The organism is Enterobacter sp. 148H3, from assembly GCF_034107425.1.
In the GTDB taxonomy this organism is placed as follows: domain Bacteria; phylum Pseudomonadota; class Gammaproteobacteria; order Enterobacterales; family Enterobacteriaceae; genus Enterobacter; species Enterobacter vonholyi.
Genome location: NZ_JAWNEI010000003.1, coordinates 72,643 through 93,856 on the forward strand (window position 1 = coordinate 72,643; position 21,214 = coordinate 93,856).

17 protein-coding genes are annotated in these 21,214 nt (G+C 57.0%); 6 read left to right on the plus strand and 11 right to left on the minus strand.

Annotated elements, in window-relative coordinates; translation table 11 throughout:
- Window positions 1-2: 2 nt before the first annotated feature.
- Window positions 3-953 (minus strand): branched-chain amino acid ABC transporter permease, encoded by a 951-nt coding sequence (locus USH94_RS04860; protein ID WP_111963632.1) that lies wholly within the window; start codon window positions 951-953, stop codon window positions 3-5.
- A gap of 170 nt (window positions 954-1,123) precedes the next feature.
- On the opposite strand from USH94_RS04860, the gene USH94_RS04865 reads away from it, so the two are divergent.
- Entirely contained in the window at window positions 1,124-2,068 is a 945-nt protein-coding gene (locus USH94_RS04865; protein WP_111963631.1) for a LysR substrate-binding domain-containing protein, read from the plus strand.
- A gap of 54 nt (window positions 2,069-2,122) precedes the next feature.
- On the opposite strand, the gene USH94_RS04870 is transcribed toward USH94_RS04865, so the two are convergent.
- The gene (locus tag USH94_RS04870) at window positions 2,123-3,232 is read right to left on the minus strand and encodes a porin OmpC (RefSeq protein ID WP_033145646.1); all 1,110 of its coding nucleotides are present in this window, start codon (window positions 3,230-3,232) and stop codon (window positions 2,123-2,125) included.
- Between the two features lie 629 nt (window positions 3,233-3,861).
- Window positions 3,862-4,740 carry an aromatic amino acid DMT transporter YddG gene (gene yddG, locus USH94_RS04875; protein WP_111963630.1) on the minus strand — a complete coding sequence of 293 codons (879 nt, stop codon included), beginning with the start codon at window positions 4,738-4,740 and terminating at the stop codon, window positions 3,862-3,864.
- 221 nt (window positions 4,741-4,961) lie between these two features.
- Between yddG and fdnG the strand changes: the two genes are divergently transcribed.
- From fdnG to fdnI, 3 genes are read left to right on the plus strand one after another with little or no spacing between them, the layout of a single operon-like run.
- Window positions 4,962-8,009, plus strand: a complete 3,048-nt coding sequence (fdnG, locus tag USH94_RS04880) for a formate dehydrogenase-N subunit alpha (RefSeq protein ID WP_111963629.1) — start codon at window positions 4,962-4,964, stop codon at window positions 8,007-8,009.
- 11 nt (window positions 8,010-8,020) lie between these two features.
- Window positions 8,021-8,905 (plus strand): formate dehydrogenase subunit beta, encoded by an 885-nt coding sequence (gene fdxH, locus USH94_RS04885; protein WP_111963628.1) that lies wholly within the window; start codon window positions 8,021-8,023, stop codon window positions 8,903-8,905.
- The gene (fdnI, locus tag USH94_RS04890; protein ID WP_111963627.1) at window positions 8,898-9,554 is read left to right on the plus strand and encodes a formate dehydrogenase-N subunit gamma; all 657 of its coding nucleotides are present in this window, start codon (window positions 8,898-8,900) and stop codon (window positions 9,552-9,554) included. Before fdxH ends, fdnI begins: the two co-directional genes overlap by 8 nt.
- 58 nt (window positions 9,555-9,612) lie before the next feature.
- Here the strand turns inward: fdnI and ppk2 are convergent, their stop codons facing one another.
- The gene (ppk2, locus tag USH94_RS04895; RefSeq protein ID WP_111963626.1) at window positions 9,613-10,431 is read right to left on the minus strand and encodes a polyphosphate kinase 2; all 819 of its coding nucleotides are present in this window, start codon (window positions 10,429-10,431) and stop codon (window positions 9,613-9,615) included.
- 628 nt (window positions 10,432-11,059) lie between these two features.
- Between ppk2 and USH94_RS04905 the strand changes: the two genes are divergently transcribed.
- Both USH94_RS04905 and araJ read left to right on the plus strand, forming a co-directional pair.
- A complete protein-coding gene (locus USH94_RS04905; protein ID WP_111963625.1) occupies window positions 11,060-11,566 on the plus strand; it encodes a YbjP/YqhG family protein in 507 nt (168 codons plus the stop codon).
- 188 nt (window positions 11,567-11,754) lie between these two features.
- The gene (araJ, locus tag USH94_RS04910; protein ID WP_111963624.1) at window positions 11,755-12,930 is read left to right on the plus strand and encodes an MFS transporter AraJ; all 1,176 of its coding nucleotides are present in this window, start codon (window positions 11,755-11,757) and stop codon (window positions 12,928-12,930) included.
- Between the two features lie 6 nt (window positions 12,931-12,936).
- Here the strand turns inward: araJ and USH94_RS04915 are convergent, their stop codons facing one another.
- From USH94_RS04915 to adhP, 7 genes are all read right to left on the minus strand, one after another.
- Window positions 12,937-14,028, minus strand: coding sequence for an alkylhydroperoxidase domain protein (locus USH94_RS04915; protein ID WP_111963623.1), 1,092 nt, complete (start codon window positions 14,026-14,028; stop codon window positions 12,937-12,939).
- Between the two features lie 10 nt (window positions 14,029-14,038).
- Window positions 14,039-15,028 carry a putative FMN-dependent luciferase-like monooxygenase gene (locus USH94_RS04920; protein ID WP_111963622.1) on the minus strand — a complete coding sequence of 330 codons (990 nt, stop codon included), beginning with the start codon at window positions 15,026-15,028 and terminating at the stop codon, window positions 14,039-14,041.
- Window positions 15,025-16,632, minus strand: coding sequence for a dipeptide ABC transporter ATP-binding protein (locus USH94_RS04925; RefSeq protein WP_111963621.1), 1,608 nt, complete (start codon window positions 16,630-16,632; stop codon window positions 15,025-15,027). The genes USH94_RS04920 and USH94_RS04925 overlap by 4 nt, the downstream gene beginning before the upstream one ends.
- A complete protein-coding gene (locus USH94_RS04930; protein WP_111963620.1) occupies window positions 16,629-17,480 on the minus strand; it encodes an ABC transporter permease in 852 nt (283 codons plus the stop codon). The genes USH94_RS04925 and USH94_RS04930 overlap by 4 nt, the downstream gene beginning before the upstream one ends.
- The gene (locus USH94_RS04935; RefSeq protein WP_111963619.1) at window positions 17,477-18,421 is read right to left on the minus strand and encodes an ABC transporter permease; all 945 of its coding nucleotides are present in this window, start codon (window positions 18,419-18,421) and stop codon (window positions 17,477-17,479) included. The genes USH94_RS04930 and USH94_RS04935 overlap by 4 nt, the downstream gene beginning before the upstream one ends.
- 10 nt (window positions 18,422-18,431) lie before the next feature.
- Window positions 18,432-20,051, minus strand: coding sequence for a TIGR04028 family ABC transporter substrate-binding protein (locus USH94_RS04940; RefSeq protein WP_111963618.1), 1,620 nt, complete (start codon window positions 20,049-20,051; stop codon window positions 18,432-18,434).
- A gap of 150 nt (window positions 20,052-20,201) precedes the next feature.
- Entirely contained in the window at window positions 20,202-21,212 is a 1,011-nt protein-coding gene (gene adhP, locus USH94_RS04945) for an alcohol dehydrogenase AdhP (protein ID WP_032647362.1), read from the minus strand.
- Between the last annotated feature and the right edge of the window lie 2 nt (window positions 21,213-21,214).

Sequence of the window (21,214 nt, forward strand, 5' to 3'; positions counted from 1 at the left end):
CCTTACGCCCTTTGCGCCACGCGCTCGCCCAGCAGGCCAGCCGGACGGAAGACCAGCACCAGAATCAGCACCATAAAGGCAAAGACATCCTGATAGTTGCTGCCAAATACGCCGTGGGTCAGTTCACCCAGGTAGCCCGCGCCCAGCGCTTCGATAATGCCGAGCAGTATCCCGCCGATCATGGCGCCACGAATGTTGCCAATGCCCCCCAGCACGGCGGCGGTAAAGGCCTTGATCCCGGGCAAAAAGCCCATCGAGAAGCTGGCGTTGCCGTAGTTGCTCGCCATCATTACGCCTGCCAGCGCGGCGAACACGCCGCCAATGGCAAACGTCAGGGTGATAATGGCGTTTGGGTTAACCCCCATCAGCGTGGCCACGCGCGGGTTTTCCGCCACGGCGCGCATGCCGCGCCCCAGACGGGTGTATTCCACCAGCAGCCACAGCCCGGTCATCACAGCCAGCGCCAGCGCCACGGTGACAATTCCGGTAACGGTCACGATGGCGGGCGGGTGCGCTTCGCTGCCGGACGTGACGGCGATAGGGTCCATCGGCAGGATCTGCGGGAACATCAGCGGGTTGCGCGTCCAGATAATCATCGCCACGGTTTGCAGCAGGACGGAGACGCCGATACCCGAGATCAGTGGCGCCAGGCGCGGTGCGTTGCGCAGTCGACGGTAGGCAAAACGTTCAACGGCCATTGCCAGCACGGCGCAAACGGCCATGGCAATCACCAGGGCAACGCCAAGCTGCAACAGCAGCGGCATATGTGGAAAGGTGGTATTCAGGGCGTTTATGGCGGAGAGCGTGGTGAGCGCACCGACCATCAGAATATCGCCGTGAGCAAAGTTAATAATGCGCAAGATGCCATACACCATGGTATAGCCCAGCGCGATCAGCGCGTAGATGCTGCCCAGCATCACACCGTTGATCAGTTGTTGTATGAGTGTATCCAACGTCTGTACCCGCAAAGTGCTCGTTCTGCGGCTACCATCCAATAAATGAATTAAATTGTAAAATACGCATCTATTATTTCTTATGATAAATAAATATTGTTTTATCTTTATGATTTATATGAAGATAGTTAATGCCTGTTTTGGGGTGAAAAGCCTAAAGAAATCAACATATGAATAAAACAGAACAATTGGCGAGCCTGACGGCGTATGCAGAAAGCCGACTGGCAAACGATCCGCCGCTTCGGGCCGTACGTGCGTTCGAGGCCATCGCCCGGCTGGGCAGCGTCACGCTGGCCGCGCAGGAGCTGGACATCTCTCCGTCGGCCGTAAGCCATCAGCTCAGGGTGCTTGAAGGGTATCTGCAAATGCCGCTCACGGAGCGTCAGGGGCGCAGGCTGGTGCTGAGCCAGCACGGGCGGGAATATTACCGCTCTATCCGCGCGGCGTTTAACGTGCTGCGCCAGGCGACGGAGCACCTGGCGGAGCAGGCGCAAACGCGTCAGGTCACCATCAGCCTGATCCCACTTTTTGGTATGGGGTGGTTTATCCCACGTTTGCCTGCGTTTATGCGCGCCAATCCGCAAACGGAGATCAACGTGGTGTATGCCAACCATCGTAACTATCTGAGCGACGCGTCGGATATGTCGATTCGTTTTGGCAACGGGCAGTGGGCGGGCTATCAAAGCGAAAAGCTGATTTCCGGTCAGATGGTCCCGGTGTGCAGCCGCGCGTTTTTGCGCATTCACGGCCATATCGACACGCCCGAGCAACTGCTGCAAATGCCGCTGCTGCACGATGAGGAGCGCAGCACATGGGCGCAGTGGTTTGTACAGCAGGGGGTGAAGCGCCCCGTGCGCCGCAGCGGTCCGATGTTTGAGGATGGTCTGCTGACGCTGGCGGGCGTTCAGGCTGGTCTGGGGTGTGCGTTAATGCGTGAGCCGCTGATTGCGCCTTATCTTGAGAGCGGCGAACTGGTGAAGATATTTGACCTGCCGATTGATGACGGGCGCGACTATTACCTCTGCGTGCGTACTGACTCAGAGATGACTGAAGACGGCAAGCTGCTGCAAAACTGGCTGCGTCGGGCGGCGGGTGGGGAGTCGTCTGGCGGGTAAAAGAGGGAGATAAAAAAAGCCAGCTTGTGCAGCTGGCTTTTGTACAGACAAGATTTAGAACTGGTAGGTCAGACCCAGCGCAACGATGTTGTCGGTACCGATGCCTGCCTGGCGAGTGAACTGGTTGTCGTCGAGCAGGTTGATTTTGTAATCCACGTAGGTGGACATGTTTTTGTTAAAATAGTAGGTCGTGCCAACATCGATGTATTTAACCAGATCCTGGTCGCCGAAGTTTTCGATGTCTTTACCTTTAGACTGCAGGTAGGCGATGGATGGACGCAGGCCAAAGTCGAACTGATACTGAGCCACAACTTCGAAGTTTTGCGCCTTGTTTGCAAAGCCGTAGATGTCGCTGCGATTACCGTTAGAGGTACCGAAGCGGGTTGCGTTATAGGTCTGAGAGTACTGTGCCGCGAGGTAAATGTTGTTCGCGTCGTATTTCACACCACCGCTGTATACTTCTGCGCGGTCGCCTTCACCGTATACGCCAGCCGCATTCTGGTCAGCGGTACGACGGGAAGAGGACATTGCACCACCTACGCTGAAGCCTTCGCCCAGATCGTATGTCAGGGACGCGCCGTAGCCGTCACCGTTCTGGTTCAGCAGGCTGCGGCCGCTGGTGTTTTCACCGCTTACGCTGCCGTTTTTGCCCTGGTACTGCAGAGCAAAGTTCAGGCCGTCAACCAGACCAAAGAAGTCCTGGTTACGGTAGGTCGCAACGCCGTTAGCACGAGACTGCAGGAAGTTGTCGGCACCGTAGGTGTCACCGCCGAATTCTGGCAGAACGTCGGTCCAGGAGGTCACGTCGTAAATTACGCCGTAGTTACGACCGTAATCAAAGGAGCCTGCTTCCGCGAACTTCAGACCTGCAAACGCCACACGGGTCCAGGACTGGTTGTCGCCTTCGTCTTTGTTACCCTGAATCTGGTATTCCCACTGGCCGTAGCCGGACAGCTGATCGTTAACCTGGGTTTCGCCCTTGAAGCCGATACGCATGTAGGTTTTATCGCCATCTGCGCCAGCGTCATCAGAGAAATAGTGCAGACCTGTTACTTTACCGTACAGATCCAGCTTGTTACCGTCTTTGTTGTAAATTTCGGCAGCGTTAACAACGCCTGCTGCCAGCATGGAAGTGACTGCCACTGCAACTAATTTAAGTTTCATCTTAAATATTCCTTATAATTTTTTTCAGTATTTCCTGAACCACTGTGAACGATTTCTAAACGAGGCTGTTCGTCAATGGCATGCTATTTTTAAGAATCTCGTAGTCTTATTTCAATAATAAGTTTCAAAATATTAGAGATAATTTCAATTAGTGTGATCTCGATCGTGCGAGAAGGCGATTATTCAAACAATATGGCCGGAATTTATACGATTAATGGTTATTTAGTCAGTGGGATTATTGCTTTTAAGATAATTTCTGATGGTTTTAGTCTATTGCGTTAAATTTCGCAATTTCCGATGGTTTGGCAGGGGGGTATCGCCTGTTTCTCCTTAAAAACAATAGGTTGATTTAATTTTTCAACGTCTATTTCGTATATTTCATTAAAGATTCCAGGGCTGAATTATTGCAGGTAATGCTATACAGAGCGTTAATATTTATCACTGACTAATTTCACTGGGTTGTCAGTTTACGTCAACTCGCTTCAGGTGGCTTTACAGAAGGCGCTCAATATAAACCGAACTTAAACAGACGCTCTATTATTATGATAAATATTCCGATGTGCGATCACATTTTAAATTTATGTTAATTATGTTGCCGGGTTGAAATTAACCCGGCCGTTGGAGAGGCGCTATTGTCTTGTTGCGTACCAGCAGAGCAACGACCCGGCGCAGACCATCAGCGCCCCTTGCCAGAACGAGAATGAAAGGGGAGAGCTTAGCACCGCGGCGGCAAGCGCGGCAGAGAGCACGGGGGTAAAATAGGATACGGCAGCCAGAACCGTGACGTTCCCGTGCAGAATGCCAATATTCCATGCGGCGTAACCAAACCCAAGCGCGATCCCGCACATGACGAGCTTCACCACCACCGGAAGCGTGAACACCATCTCGGGCTGATCGCTCAGAAAATATTTCACCCACAGGCTTAGCGCGGTCAGCAAAACAAACAGGGTAATACCGTTTTGTCCTTTCGCAAATTTGCTGGTGACGGTGCAATAGGCGGCCCAGATAAAGGCCCCGGCAAACGCCAGCGCGTAGCTCAGAGGGCTGGAAACGACATTGCGGGTTATTTCCTCAAGGTGTAATCCTTCTTCGCCGCCCAATACCCAGCAGACGCCCAGCAGCGAAATGACCAGGCCGGGGAGCACCCACAGGGTAGACTTTTGCCCGTTGAACAAAATCGCAAATACGATCGTCAGGCTTGGCCAAAGGTAATTCACCATACCGACTTCAATCGCCTGAGCGCGCGTCGCGGCATAGCCTAGCGACAGCGCCAGACATATTTCGTAGCTGACAAATAAAACGCTGCCGGCAATAAGATAGCGGAGTGAAAACCGCCTGATATCAGGAAATCCTACCGTCACCAGACACAGTAATCCGCTGAGAGTGTAAATCATCGCCGCACCGCCTACCGGCCCAAGCCCCTCACTCACGCTGCGAATAAGGCCGACCATGGTGCTCCATAACAATATCGCCGCCAGCCCAATAAGCGTTGCTCTCTTTCTGTCCATTACTTCGTCATCGCAATAAAAATCAAAGGAAAAATGTATCGTATTACGCCTGTCGCTGTCGTGAATTATTCTCTTAAACCGTTAATCAAAAAGGGGTAATGAAATGTTCCGGGGGTGACTATTAAGGGGGGGAAGGCAGATGACCTTGATTTGACGCAAAAAAATCAGGGGCTTTGCTGTTAGTTTGCGGCGCGAAATGTTTTCAGATAACGAGGACAACAATGGACGTCAGCCGCAGACAATTTTTTAAAATCTGCGCGGGCGGTATGGCCGGAACAACGGCAGCCATGCTGGGATTTGCCCCCAAAATGGCGCTGGCTCAGGCACGCAACTATAAGCTGCTGCGCGCGAAAGAGATCCGTAACACCTGCACATACTGCTCCGTGGGTTGTGGGCTTTTAATGTATAGCCTGGGCGATGGCGCGAAGAACGCCAGAGAAGCGATTTACCACATTGAAGGGGATCCGGATCATCCGGTGAGCCGCGGGGCGTTATGCCCGAAAGGGGCGGGGCTGCTGGACTACGTTCACAGCGAAAACCGCCTGCGCTACCCGGAATACCGCGCGCCGGGTTCTGATAAATGGCAGCGTATCTCCTGGGATGAGGCCTTCTCCCGTATAGCAGCGTTAATGAAAGCCGACCGTGATGCCAACTTTATTGAAAAGAACGCGCAGGGCGTAACGGTCAACCGCTGGCTTTCCACCGGGATGCTGTGTGCCTCTGCGGCCAGTAATGAAACCGGCATGCTGACGCAAAAGTTTGTGCGCTCTCTCGGCATGCTGGCGGTAGACAACCAGGCGCGCGTCTGACACGGACCAACGGTAGCAAGTCTTGCTCCAACATTTGGTCGCGGTGCGATGACCAACCACTGGGTTGATATCAAAAACGCTAACGTCGTGGTGGTGATGGGCGGTAACGCCGCTGAAGCCCATCCGGTGGGGTTCCGCTGGGCGATGGAAGCGAAAAACAACAACGATGCGACGCTTATCGTCGTCGATCCGCGATTTACGCGTACGGCATCGGTGGCCGATATCTATGCGCCAATCCGCTCCGGCACGGACATTACGTTCCTGTCCGGCGTGCTGTTGTACCTGATCGAAAACAACAAAATTAACGCGGAATACGTTAAGCACTACACCAACGCGAACCTGCTGGTGCGGGATGATTTTGCCTTCGATGACGGGCTGTTTAGCGGCTATGACGCCGAAAAGCGCCAGTACGATAAAACGTCCTGGAACTATCAGTTCGATGAAAACGGCTATGCGATGCGCGATGAAACGCTCACGCATCCGCGCTGCGTGTGGAACCTGCTGAAGCAGCACGTCTCCCGCTATACGCCGGACGTCGTGGAGAACATCTGCGGCACGCCGAAAGCGGACTTCCTTAAGGTGTGTGAGGTACTGGCTTCCACCAGCGTCGCCGACAGAACCACCACGTTCCTGTACGCGCTGGGCTGGACGCAGCACACCGTGGGCGCGCAGAACATCCGTACCATGGCGATGATCCAGCTGCTGCTCGGCAATATGGGGATGGCCGGTGGCGGCGTGAACGCGCTGCGCGGTCACTCCAATATTCAGGGCTTAACCGACCTCGGCCTGCTCTCCACCAGCCTGCCGGGCTACCTGACGCTGCCGTCTGAAAAGCAGACGGATCTGCAAACGTATCTTGAGGCCAATACGCCAAAAGCGACGCTGCCGGACCAGGTGAACTACTGGAGCAACTATCCGAAGTTCTACGTCAGCCTGATGAAATCCTTCTACGGCGATGCGGCGCAGAAAGAGAACGACTGGGGCTTTGAATGGCTGCCGAAGTGGGATCAGACTTATGACGTCATCAAGTATTTCAACATGATGGATAAGGGCGACGTCACGGGCTATATCTGCCAGGGCTTCAACCCGGTAGCCTCTTTCCCGGACAAAAACAAAGTCGTTCGCAGCCTGAGCAAGCTGAAGTACATGGTCGTTATCGATCCGCTGGTGACCGAGACCTCCACCTTCTGGCAGAACCACGGGGAATCAAACGATGTCGATCCGGCGTCGATTCAGACCGAAGTGTTCCGCCTGCCGTCCACCTGCTTTGCGGAAGAGGACGGCTCCATTGCCAACTCCGGCCGCTGGCTGCAGTGGCACTGGAAAGGCCAGGACGCACCGGGCGAAGCGCGTAACGACGGCGAGATCCTCGCCGGGATTTACCACCGCCTGCGCGAGATGTACCGCACCGAAGGCGGTAAAGGCGCGGAGCCGCTGCTGAAGATGAGCTGGAGCTACAAGCAGCCCGATCGTCCTGAGTCAGAGGAAGTCGCCAAAGAGAATAACGGCGTGGCGCTGGCGGATCTGTATGACCCGAGCGGCAACCTGGTGGCGAAAAAAGGCCAGCTGCTGAACAGCTTTGCGCTGCTGCGCGATGACGGCACCACGGCATCGTCGTGCTGGATCTACACCGGCAGCTGGACGGAGCAGGGTAACCAGATGGCCAACCGCGACAATGCCGACCCGTCAGGTCTGGGCAACACCCTGGGCTGGGCATGGTCGTGGCCGCTGAATCGTCGCGTGCTGTACAACCGTGCATCGGCGGATATTAACGGCAAGCCGTGGGATCCGAAACGCATGCTGATCCAGTGGAACGGAGCGAAATGGACGGGGAACGATATCCCTGACTACAGCACCGCCGCGCCGGGCAGCAGCACCGGGCCGTTTATCATGCAGCCGGAAGGGCTGGGACGCCTGTTTGCTCTCAACAAGCTGGCGGAAGGGCCGTTCCCGGAGCACTACGAGCCGATGGAAACGCCGCTGGGGACAAACCCACTGCACCCGAACGTGGTCTCCAGCCCGGTGGTGCGTATCTACGAAGACGACGCGCTGCGTCTGGGCAAAAAGGACAAATTCCCGTACGTGGGAACGACCTACCGCCTGACCGAGCATTTCCATACCTGGACCAAGCACGCGCGGCTTAACGCCATCGCGCAGCCGGAACAGTTTGTGGAGATCAGCGAGACGCTGGCGAAGGCGAAAGGCATTGCCAACGGCGACCGCGTTAAGGTGAGCAGCAAGCGCGGCTTTATTCGCGCGGTGGCGGTGGTGACCCGTCGTTTGCAGTCGCTGAACGTGCATGGTCAGCAGGTGGAAACCGTCGGTATCCCGCTTCACTGGGGCTTTGAAGGCGTTGCGCAGAAAGGCTACATCGCCAATACCCTGACGCCAAACGTCGGGGATTCCAACTCGCAAACGCCGGAGTACAAGGCGTTTCTGGTCAACATCGAGAAAGCGTAAGGAGCGATTCAATGGCGATGGAAACACAAGACGTTATCAAACGCTCCGCGACCAACCCGATAACTCCCGCGCCCCGCGCGCGGGACTACAAGGCAGAAGTCGCCAAGCTTATCGACGTCTCCTCCTGCGTGGGCTGTAAGGCCTGCCAGGTGGCCTGCTCTGAGTGGAACGACATCCGCGACGAGGTGGGGCACTGCGTTGGGGTCTACGATAATCCGGCGGATCTGAGCGCTAAATCCTGGACGGTGATGCGTTTTAGCGAAACCGACCAGAACGGCAGGCTGGAGTGGCTCATCCGCAAAGACGGCTGCATGCACTGCGAGGATCCGGGCTGCCTGAAGGCGTGCCCGTCTGCTGGCGCGATTATTCAGTACGCTAACGGGATAGTCGATTTCCAGCAGGACAACTGCATCGGCTGCGGGTACTGCATTGCGGGGTGTCCGTTTAATGTCCCGCGCCTCAATAAAGAGGATAACCGGGTATACAAATGCACCCTGTGCGTGGACCGCGTCAGCGTCGGGCAGGAGCCTGCCTGTGTGAAGACCTGTCCGACCGGGGCAATCCACTTCGGCACCAAAAAAGAGATGCTGGACGTGGCGCAGGCGCGGGTCGACAAGCTGAAAGCACGTGGTTATCAGAATGCGGGCATTTACAACCCGCAGGGCGTGGGCGGCACGCACGTGATGTATGTGCTGCACCATAGCGACCAGCCCGAGCTGTACCACAATCTGCCGAAGGATCCGGCGATCGATACCTCCATTAACCTGTGGAAAGGGGCGCTCAAGCCTCTATCCGCGGCGGGCTTTATCGCCACCTTCGCTGGGCTGATTTATCACTACATCGGTATCGGGCCAAACAAAGAGGTGGATGACGACGAGGAGGAGCATCATGAGTAAGTCGAAAATGATAGTGCGCACAAAGTTTGTCGACCGCGCCTGTCACTGGACGGTAGTTATCTGCTTCTTCCTGGTGGCGGTGTCGGGAATTTCGTTCTTCTTCCCGACGCTGCAGTGGTTGACCGAAACCTTCGGTACGCCGCAGATGGGGCGCATTCTGCACCCGTTCTTCGGCGTGCTGATTTTCGTGGTGCTGATGTTTATGTTCGTGCGCTTCGTCCATCATAACATCCCGGACAAGCAGGATATCCCGTGGGTGAAAGGGATCGTCGAAGTCCTGAAGGGCAACGAGCACAAAGTGGCTAAGGTGGGGAAATACAATGCCGGGCAAAAGATGATGTTCTGGACCATCATGAGCATGATTTTTGTGCTGCTGGTGACCGGGGTGATTATCTGGCGTCCGTATTTTGCACACTACTTCCCGATACAGGTGATTCGCTACGCGCTGCTGATCCACGCGACGTCGGCCATCATTCTGATTCACGCCATCCTGATCCATATGTATATGGCGTTCTGGGTGAAAGGATCGATTAAAGGAATGATTGAAGGGAAGGTGAGCCGCCGCTGGGCGCAGAAACACCATCCGCGCTGGTATCGTGACGTGGAACGGCTGGAAGCGAAACAGGAAAGTACGGAAGGGATCAAGTAAGACCTGCGCCGTCGGCTCTGCCCGGCGGCGCTGCGCTTGCGCGGGCCTACTCTTCAAATCAGAACCGCTCTTCCACATAGCGGAACGGGTATTTTGTGGGTTTGACTTTGCCGATTTTGCGCTTCGGTAAATCCACCTTGTCGACGTGAATTTCTTTATACGGTATCTGCGAAAGCAGATGCGAAATAATATTCAGGCGCACGCGTTTTTTATCCTCTGAACGTGCCACAAACCACGGCGCCCAGGCGGTATCGGTGGCTTCAAACATGGCGTCGCGCGCAAGGGTATACTCATCCCACAGGTTAAAGGATTTAATATCCATCGGTGATAGCTTCCAGATTTTACGACCATCGTTAATACGGTCGCGCAGGCGCCGCTCCTGCTCTTTCGGCGTCACCTCCAGCCAGTACTTCAGCAGGATAATTCCGGCATCGACCATCGCTTTTTCCATAACCGGCGCGCCGTCCAAAAATTTCTCCGCCTGTTCCTCCGTGCAGAACCCCATCACCCGCTCCACGCCCGCGCGATTATACCAGCTGCGATCGAAGATCACGATTTCACCCGCCGAGGGCAGGTGCGGCACATAGCGCTGGAAGTAGAGCTGGCTTTTTTCCTTTTCCGTCGGGGCAGGGAGCGCAACAACGCGAAACACGCGCGGGCTGACGCGCTCGGTGATCGCTTTAATGGTGCCGCCTTTGCCTGCACCATCGCGTCCTTCAAAAACAATACACACTTTTAACCCTTTGGCGACGACCCACTGCTGGAGCTTAACCAGTTCGACGTGCAGGCGGCGGAGCTCTTTTTCATACTCTTTGGTCTTAAGCGGTGCATTCGATACGACATCAACAGCGACAGGGGCTTTCTTTTTGCTTCCCATAATTGTCATCCTCAGGTTGTCCGGCGTGGAAAAAGCGAGGCCGCACTATGAAGTGTAATCCACCTGATATTAAACGTATTGTTTTTAGGTAATTAATTTCACGACACTTTTTTAAGCAGATAATGAGGTATTCACGAAGGTGCTTAGCACCCGTTCCCCTATTAGAATGCTGAGGATTCAATAAAATCAGCACGTTTAATCCCGCTCTTTATATGTGGTTAATGCGTTAATTTCATTCTTATTTACTTAAAGGAACTAAGAATGAGTTGGAATAAAGACGCTGCGGTTTCGTATCTCCGTTCACACGCTCTGGGCGCTCTCATAGTGAATGTGCTAAGTTTACCCGCCTTGCCATTCTGGCTGGCGGTGTTAAGGTAGCGAACACAGATTATGCAAAAGATTATGGGGTTGAATTATTACGTGCTGGATTCAGTGAGCTGCCGCCCGGTTCAACGTTAATTGCTGGTGATGTGGCCGTGATACAGCCATACCCTGGTGGAAATGGCATAGGCCACATGACTATGTATGACGGTACACAATGGATTTCTGATTTCGTTCAAAAAAGTATGTATCCGGGGCCTGGATACCGCAAAATGCAACCATCCTTTAAAATTTACAGGATGCATTGATGAAAAGGATATTGTTATCATTCGTTATGTTGCTGGTGGGATGTAGTTCGGCTGCCAATCAAGAACGTAGCGCACAAGACGCTACTGAATCATTTTATAAATCCTATCTTTCCGTATTCGGCAGCGATGAAACCAGGCCTTATCCTGCCGACGAACTGCGTAAATATGTTTCTGCTGATACGATTGCTCGCATTAATACCATTCAGGAAATCTCTGAACAGGAGTTAATAGAGTCTGACTATTTTACGTATACCCAAGATTATTCTCGTGAATGGATACCTGCGTTACGAGTGGAAAACGCCAGATCATTTTTAAACGGTGAAGCAGTCCAGGTTATTGAAGGGGCGGGTAACGGGAGAAGCATTCACCTGGAGGTATTTCTTCGTCGTGAAGATGATGCATGGAAAATTTACCGCGTTCGTGACGTAACGAACAATCACGAGCACCCAATTTTCAATGCTGGCGCGATTACACGCGCTAAAGCAGCGGCAGAAAGCACACCGTAAAAGCCAGACCTTAAACCCTTTAAAGCCCTGACGCCTGCCGGGGCTTTTTGTTTTCCATTGCCCCGTGTCGCGGTTGGAGAAAACTCCTGAATTAATGGATTAACCTGCCAGCCAGCTGATTTGAACTGGCTCACCATACAAGATTATTCAATAATGCCCGCTGCGAGTGATTAACCCGTGGTTGAGGCATGAAAAAGACAATATTTTCGCTGGCGCTTGGCACATTTGGCCTTGGCATGGCTGAATTTGGCATTATGGGCGTGTTAACCGAGCTGGCGCATGACAGCGGTATTTCGATTCCCTCCGCCGGGAATATGATCTCGTTTTACGCCTTCGGCGTGGTGATTGGCGCCCCGATTGTGGCGCTTTTCTCAGGCAGGTTCTCCTTAAAAACTACGCTGCTGTTTCTGGTTGCCCTGTGCGCGGTTGGGAACGCTCTGTTTACGTTTTCTACGTCATATTTCTGGCTGGCGACCGGGCGCTTGATTTCCGGTTTCCCGCACGGCGCCATTTTCGGCGTCGGGGCGATTATTCTTTCTAAAATCGCGCCGCCGGGTAAGGAGACGGTCGCGGTGGCCGGGATGATCGCCGGAATGACCGTCGCCAACCTGGTGGGTGTGCCGCTCGGCACCTGGCTGGGGCATCAGTTCAGCTGGCGTTATACCTTTTTCCTGATAGCCCTGTTCGATGCGCTGGTGATCCTCTCGGTGCTGATCTGGGTGCCGAACATCCGCGACACATCGGAAATTAAATTAACCGAGCAGTTCCACTTTCTGAAAAAACCAGAACCCTGGCTGATTTTTGCCGCCACCATGTTTGGCAATGCCGGTGTGTTCGCGTGGTTCAGCTTCGTTAAGCCGTTTATGGTCAACGTCTCCGGTTTTTCAGAAGGGGTGATGACGGCCATCATGATGCTAATGGGGCTTGGCATGGTGTTGGGCAATTTGCTGAGCGGCAAGCTCTCGGGACGCTTTAGCCCGCTGCGCATTGCGGCGACCACCGACATGGTGATTGTCGCCTCGCTGCTGTTGCTTTTCGCCTGTGGCGAATTGAAAACGGCCTCGCTGGTCATGGGTTTTATCTGCTGTGCCGGGCTGTTTGCGCTCTCTGCGCCGCTACAAATTCTGCTTCTGCAAAATGCGAAGGGCGGTGAGATGCTGGGTGCTGCGGGCGGGCAGATGGCGTTTAATCTCGGCAGCGCGATCGGGGCATATTTTGGCGGGATGATGATTACCCTCGGCTTTAGCTGGCGCTACGTCACGCTGCCTGCGGCGATACTCTCGTTCTCGGCCATGAGCGCGCTGTTGATCTACGGTTACCTGCGGGCCAGACGGGCTCAGGCTAACGCTCGCGCGCTAGCCTGATCGAATTCAGGCAAGCCAGGGCTCACCCAGGGTCAGCATCAGTCGGTTCGCCCAGGCGAAGAACGCGGCGGACTGCACCAGGTCAAGCTGGGCTAAGGTGTCCAGCCCCTCTTTTTCAAGCGCGGCAAGGTGCAGCGGCGTGGCGGCAGGCGGAGTAACCGATAGCGCCGCCGCAAAATTGATCTCCGCCTGCCAGCGCGCAGATTGTCCCTCGCTCAGGGATTGTCCTGGACGCACGGCCAGCAGGGCCTCTACCGCAGCGTCATCCTTTGACAGTTGGCTCGCTTTCCGCGCATGGACAGATGCGCAGTAGATGCAGCCGTTAATTTTACTGGCGACCGTTGCGGCCAGCTCGCGCTCGGCGCGCGGCAATCCCCCCGGCGTATAAAAAATCCCTTTATCCGTTAGCGTGCGCTGTTCAAGCACCGGCAGGTTGCGGCCCAGCAGGCGGAAATAGTCGGAATCGGTGTGGCCAAACTTCGCCAGGATCGCAACCTCGTCATCACGAAAATCCGCCAGAGGTTTGGCGGCGATCCACGGTTCCCAGCCCAGTTCCTGCTGGGTGAAGGCGACGGGAGCCGCCTTGCCGGTGGCCGTGGTTGCGGTCGTGTGCCAGACGCCTGCCGCCACCGGGGCATCGCTTGTGGCGACTGGCCTGTCGTTCAGCAGCCGCAGCCCGGCAATCAGTCGGCTCTGGAAGCTGACAAAGGCGATCAGCTGCGCCAGGGTCACGATACCTTCTTTGCTCCATCCCGCCTGGGTCAGCGCCTTTAACGATGCGGGCGTGGCTTCGACGGGAGAGAAGGTCAGCAGGCGCGCGAAGTTCAGCGCCGGGGTCAGACGGTCGGAGGTCGGGTCTGCCAGGCCAAACCCCGCATAGTGTGCGGCCAGCGCCTCCGCGTTGTGCCACCTGGCGACTTTTGCCGCGACGGCGAAGCGTTCGTCCAGCGCAAAATCGCTGTCCTGCTGGGTAAATAAGATTTCGTAGCTGCCCTGCGCGTGTCTCGTGGCGGCGTCCCGCGTGGCGCGCGCCTCTGCCAGAGGGGAACCGGGTTTAATTTCCGCCAGCTCGGCGAGAATGTCGTGACTTAATGACATAGGTGTCTCCTCAAAGGATGTGGGGGGCAATATGTTCGGCGATCAGTTCGATAGAGCGCAGCGTGTCGCGATGGGTGGGCTCGACCGAATGGACCTGGAATGAGATGTCCGTGGCGCGCCGGAGAACGGAATCGGCCTGCAGCGAACGCAGCACCGTCTCGGGCGAACCGATGTGGGCGTCGAACTGGCGACGAAAATCTGTGACGGTGTCACCTTTAACCGCGTGTCCGGCAGCGCGATGCTGCTTTGCCTGTTTCGTGAGGCCCGCCGTCGCAACCTTCAGCGCATAGTCATCGCTGTCGGCGACGAACGCGGTACGTGAGGCAAGAATGCGCGGTGCGATGCCCGCGGGCAGCGCCTCAAGGTAGGCATCCACAATCGGGTTCTGGATCGCGTCGAGCGTTAAATCCAACTGGTCTGCCGGGCGCGGCTGCGTGCGGGAGAGCATCAAACCGTGTCCGGCCCGCGCGGCGCGAACGGCACCGTCGACGGAAAAGGTGGCAATCCAGATCCGGTCAGCAAGCTGTGGCGCTGGCGGGTACAGGTGGTTATCCGGATGGGTGAGCGAATCCCCGCGCCAGGCGCTCTGGATCACATGTAGATGGTCAGCAAAGGCCGCGCCGCGCTGTTCGAACGTCAGTCCGAACGGCAGGAAAGAGGTCGGCGTGCCGCCCGAACCAAAACCGGCTTCGAGACGTCCATCGGCGAGTAAATCCAGCACCGCGGCATCTTCTGCGACGCGCAGCGGGTTTTCCATCGGCAGGGTAATGATGGCCGTGCCGAGTCGAATGGTTTCGGTATGTGCGGCTACGTGTGCCAGAAATAGCAGCGGCGACGGCAGGCCGCCTTCACTTTCATGGAAGTGGTGCTGAGCAATCCAGGCGCTGTCAAAACCGTGGCGTTCGGCGTGGCGGATCTGTTCGGTTGCCAGACGATAGCGCTCCTTCGGCGTGGCGTCGTCAAGCAGGCGGGTGAAAAATCCCAGGCGTTTTCGCGTCATGCGAACTCCTCCGTAGCGGGTGAAAAATGGGGAATGGCAGCAATCAGCTCGCGGGTATAGTCGTTCTGTGGCGACGTGAATAAGGTTTCGACGTCGCCCTGTTCGACCACCTGACCGCTGCGCAGCACCGTGACGCTGTGGGCGATCCGGCGAACGGTGGAGAGATCGTGCGTGATGAACAGGTAGGTTAATCCCAGCTGCTGCTGTAACTGCTGAAGCAGTGCCAGGATCTGCGCCTGCACGGTGACGTCCAGCGCGGAGGTGGCTTCGTCCAGCACCAGGATAGTCGGCTCCAGAATCAGCGCCCGGGCGATGGCCACGCGCTGGCGCTGACCGCCTGATAGCTCCCTGGCGGTGCGGGTCAGGAGTTCGACGGGCAGCGCAACCCGCTGCGCCACGGTTTCCACTAGCACCTTTCGCTCAGCCTTCGCGAGGCGGGAAAAGTTCTTCAGGGGCTCTTCGATGATGTCAAACAGCGTCTGACGCGGGTCGAGAGAGGCGAACGGGTTCTGGTAAACAAACTGGATCTTCTGGCGCAGCTGACGACGGGCCTCGCGGCTGAGCGCGGTGGCATCAATGTCATCAATAATGACCTGTCCGCTGTCGGCCTGTTCAAAACCCAGCAAAATACGGGCGAGGGTGGTCTTCCCGGAGCCGGATTCACCGACCAGCGCATGGGTGCTGCCGCGTCTGACGTCAAACGTCACCCGATCCAGCGCCTGAAGCTGATGACCTTTACCCAGCGAGAACCGTTTGCTGATGGCGCGGGCGCGAATGGCCGGTGACGCGAGCGGCAGGCCGGCTACCGGGGCGATGGTCAGGCGCTGGCCCTGGAGATCGCTCAGCAGCTGGCGGGTGTAAGCGTGCTGCGGCGTGCGAACGATGTCGGCGGTGTCGCCGTGCTCCTGAACCTCACCATGGCGAAAAACCAGCAGCCTGTCCGCGCGCTGGGCGGCCAGCGCCAGATCGTGGGTGACAAACAGAACGGCAGTACCCGATTCCCGGCGCAGGATATCCAGCAGATCAAGAATGCGTTTTTGCACCGTCACGTCCAGCGCGCTGGTGGGCTCATCGGCAATGATGACGTCCGGACGCAGCGCTATCGCGATGGCAATCAACACGCGCTGTTTCATTCCGCCGGAGAGCTGGTGCGGATACTGCGTCATGCGCTGTTCGGGGTGGCTCAGGCCGACCTTTGTCAGCAGGGCAAGCACCAGCTCGTCGCGTTGGGCGCGAGTTACCTTCTGGTGCAGCTGAATAATTTCCCCGACCTGACCACCGATCGTCTTCACCGGGTTGAGTGAATTACCCGGATCCTGCGGAACCAGGCTGATTCGCGCCCCGCGCAGGGTATCGAGACGCTTCGCTGACCACCGGCTAATCTCCTCGCCGTTGAGCACGATTTTCCCCGCATCGCGACGGGCGTTATCCGCCAGCAGGCCAATGATCGCCTGTGCCGTGGTCGTTTTGCCGGATCCGGATTCGCCGACAAACGCCAGCATTTCCCCTCGCCTGAGGGTAAAGCTGACGTTATGCACCACCTCGCGCCACTGGCGCGCGGTACGGTAGCTGATGGTCAGGTTTTCTACCGAGAGTACGGTCATTTCAGGCCTCCGCTGAACTGCTGGCTGATACGGTTGGTGGCAAGCACGACGGCGATGACGACCACGCCGGGGAAGGTGGTTAACCACCAGGCGGTAGAGAGATAGTTACGGCCTTCGGCGATCAATAAGCCCCATTCCGGCACGGGCGGCGGGGTGCCGTAGCCGAGAAAGCTCAGCGTTGAAAGGGCCAGGATAGCCTGACCAAACTGCAGCGTGGCAAAGGCAAGAACGGCGGTTAACGCGTTGGGCAGGATGTGTCGCCACAGCACGGCGAAAAACGTCCCGCCGCTGCCAAACGCCGCCTCGACGTAATCCGTATGGCGGATGCGCACCACTTCACCGCGCGCGAGGCGGGCGAAGCTGGCAATAGAGGCCACGCCGACGGCAATGGCGGCGTTAACGGTGCCAAACCCGAGCAGAATAATAACCGTCAGGGAGAGCAGCAGAGACGGAATGGACAACAGCACGTCGACAAAACGCATCAGGAAAGACTCGACGCGTCCGGCGAACGCTCCGGCTATGACCCCCAGACCTGTGCCGACCACCAGCCCCATCGTGACGGCAGCTAGCGCCGCGCTCAGGGAGTGGGACGCACCGTACACAATACGGGTGTAAACATCGCGGCCAAGCTGATCGGTGCCGAGCCAGTGTCCCGCCTGCGGCGCAAGACGTTGCGCTCCGGCGATGCCCTCAATCGGGCTGTAGTGGGTTAACAGGCCGGGCGCCACGGCGGCGAAAATCGCAATGATAATTACCGCCCATGCCAGCCACAGTCCGGGCTGCCACGCGACGGCCTGCCAGCCGGGAACGCGTTTTCGCGCGGCGGCAGCGTAATCGACCAGGCTCATGATGCACCTCCGGTAACGGTTTGCAGACGGGGATCCAGCAGCGGCATAAGCAGGTCCACCAGCAGGTTGATCAGGACAAAGCCGAGGGCGGAAATCATCACTACCGCCTGAAGTACGGCAATATCCTGGTTATTCACCGCCTGCTGGGTCAGCTGCCCGAGCCCGCTGCGGCCAAAAACGGTTTCCGTGATCAGCGCCCCGGCAATCAGCTCGCCCAGCAGCAGCCCGGCAATGTTCAGGACAGGCAGCAGGGCGTTGCGGGTCACGTGACGCCACAGCACGGCGGTTTCACTCAGCCCTTTGGCCCGGGCTACGGCAACAAACGGATGCGTCGCCACCTGGTCGAGGCTGCGCATCAGGATTTGTGCCAGCGGGGCGGAGATCGGGATCGCGACGGTCACGATCGGCAGGATCAGCCCCTGCAGCGGCGTCGGGTTAATCACCGGGATCAGCCGCAGCTGAAAAGAAAAGAGCTGGATGAGGGCAATCCCCAGCCAGAACGTCGGTAAAGAGATAAACAGGACCGGCAGAGACTGGAGGGTATTGCTCAGCCAGCGCAGACCCGGCAGACGCGACGCAAAGGCCAGCGCAAACGCCAGCAGAACCGCGAGTAAAAAGGCGGGCAGGGCGAGGCTCAGGGTATCCGGCAGATTGCTGGCAATCAGCTCGCTGACCGGCACTCCGGCCTGTAACGAATAGCCGAAATCCCCGCGCAGCATCGCCAGCAGCGTATGGCCGTATTGCTGCCACAGCGGGCTGTCCGCGCCGTAGGCCACGCGCATCTCCTCAATTTGCGCCGGGCTTAAGCCCAGGTCCGGGTTCTGAAATTTAATCAGCACCGCGTCGCCCGGCAGCACCTGGAGCAACACGAACGAGAGTGTAAAAGCGGCCCACAGTACCAGCAGCCCGTGCCCAAAGCGTTGAAGAAGTGCGTGGCGCATCGTCAGCTCCTCAGTGTTTCTCAATCCACGCGCCGTAGAACGACGGGCGGCCAACCGCTTCAAAATTGACGCCTTTTAGCCACGGCGCACCGGCAAAGACCTGCGGCTCCTCGAAAATTGGAATGACGTAGGCGTTATCCAGCAGGTAGCGCTGGGCATCGCCGGTCAGCTGCAGGCGTTTTTGCGGATCGACCTCTGAGGAGATATTTACCAGCAGCGCATTCAGCTTGTCGTCACGGAAGCTTTTGACCTTGTCGCTGGAGCCGCCTTTTTGCAGCAGCGCGTCGCGGTTAGCGGGGTAAAACATGCTTTTCACCACGTCAGGATCGGCGCGTCCCACTTCGGAGACGGTTAACGGGGTTTTCAGCGGATCAAGGTTATCCAGCGTGCGGCTGCCAGCGTCACCGGCCTTCACGCTCAGCGCCACGCCCACCTGGCGCCACTGCTGGGCAACCAGCTGCAGCACCTCTTTATTTTGCGGCTGCGGCAATGACTCATATACCGTCAGCGCCAGCCGCTGGCCGTCTTTGGCGCGGATCCCGTCGCTGCCCGCTTTCCAGCCCGCTTCGTCCAGCAGCTGGTTGGCTTTTGCCGGGTCAAAGGTCAATTTGTCGCTGAGATCGACAAAGCCGGCGGCGGAATCGGCAATCACCGACTTCGCCTGCGGATAGTTGGCCGAGAAGAGGGTCTCGACCACCTGTTTTGCGTTGGTGGCATGCAGCAGCGCCTGGCGGACGCGAATATCGGAGACCAGCGGGTTATCCGGGCGGAAGCTGATGCTGTCGTTCACCCCGCGCGTTGGGGCGGCGTAGATTTTATAGCCCTGGTCTGTCGCCTGCTTTTCGTCATACGCCTGTACCTGGCGAATAAAGTCGGCCTGACCGGCCAGCAGGGCGCCGACGCGCACGCTGTCTTCCTGGGTCACGATAAATTTGATGCCGTCCAGATTGGCCGGCCCCTGCTGCGTCAGGTTTTTCGGTCCCCACTGGTAGTCCTTACGCGCTTCCAGCGTCACTTCGCGACCCAGCTTCTCGTCCTTCACCACAAACGGGCCGGAGCCAATGATATGCCGGGCGTCACCCAGCTCTTCAAAGTTGCGCTTCAGCGTGCTGAGCGAGACCAGGCCCGAGCCAATCGTGGCGGTGCCCTGCAGGAATCCCGGCGACGGTTTTTTGAAGTAGAACTTCACGGTCAGCGGGTCGACCACTTCGCTGCGATCGTAGTTATTGATCACTTCTGACACAGGCAGACGCTGCGCTTTGTTGCCTAAGCCGTAGGTATCAAAGTTCTTCGCTACGGCGTTGGCGTCCAGCGGCGTGCCGTCGGAGAAGGTGATGCCGGGACGCAGCTTAAAGGTGTATTCGGTTTTATCGGCGTTGGTGGTCCAGCTTTCGGCTACCCAGGGCTCCACCTGTAACGTTTTCGGGTTCTGCCACGTCAGTTTGTCGGTGATCTGGTTCAGAATGCCGCCGTTCGGGTAGAAGCCCCCGGCAGGCGGGTAAAGGTTGGTATGCGCCTGTTGCTCCAGATAAATCAGCGTGCCGCCTTTGACGGGCGCATCTGCTGCCCACGCTGCGGTTGTCGCCAGAATCAGCGCCGTCAGCAGCGGCAGACGAAATGGGGTTTGCATGGTGAATTCCTTTGTTATCTTCTTGTTAGCGTCGGATTCATCATCGGGCGCGGGGGAAAACAAGGGAACAAAGGAATTAAGATAAGGATTGCCGGAAAATGGCTATAAAAAAACCGCCCCTGTCAGGAGCGGTAATTGAACGGTGGGTGATTATGAACGCAGGTCAATCACCATACGGCCACGGATCTGGCCCTGTTCCATCTCTTTAAAGATGGCGTTGATGTCCTCGATAGGACGCATCGTGACTTTCGGCACGACCTTGCCTTCAGCGGCGAACTGGAACGCTTCCTGCAGATCCTGACGGGTGCCAACCAGCGAACCCACCACCTGAATACCGTCCAGCACCAGACGCGGAATATCCAGGCTCATCGCTTCCGGCGGCAGGCCAACCGCGACCACGCGGCCACCGGCACGCACGGCATCCACCGCCGAGTTGAAGGCGGCTTTTGCGACGGCAGTGACGACTGCAGCATGCGCGCCGCCGGTTTTCTCCTGCACAATTTTAGCGGCATCTTCGCTGCGGGAGTTGATGGTGAGATCCGCACCCATGCTGGCCGCCAGCTTCAGCTGTTCGTCGTTAACGTCGAGAGCGATGACTTTGGCGTTAAAGACGTTTTTGGCGTACTGCAGCGCAAGGTTGCCCAGACCGCCCAGACCGTAAATCGCAATCCACTGGCCCGGTTTAATACCCGATACCTTCACCGCTTTGTAGGTGGTGACCCCGGCGCAGGTGATGCTGCTGGCCGCCGCCGAATCCAGACCGTCCGGCACTTTTACCGCGTAATCCGCGGTGACGATGCACTCTTCCGCCATGCCGCCGTCAACGGAGTAACCGGCGTTTTTCACGTCACGGCACAGGGTTTCGTTGCCGGTATTACAATATTCGCAGTGCCCGCAGCCTTCAAAGAACCAGGCCACGCTTGCGCGGTCGCCGACTTTCAGCGATTTCACGCCTGGGCCGACTTCTTTTACGATACCAATCCCTTCATGGCCCAGGATAACCCCGGTTTTATCGCCAAAATCACCGTTCTTCACGTGGAGGTCGGTATGGCATACGCCACAGCACTCCATCTTCAGCAGAGCTTCCCCGTGCTTTAGCGGGCGCAAGGTTTTTTCGGTGACATTAACCTGATGATCCTGAGTGACAACAGCAGCCTTCATGT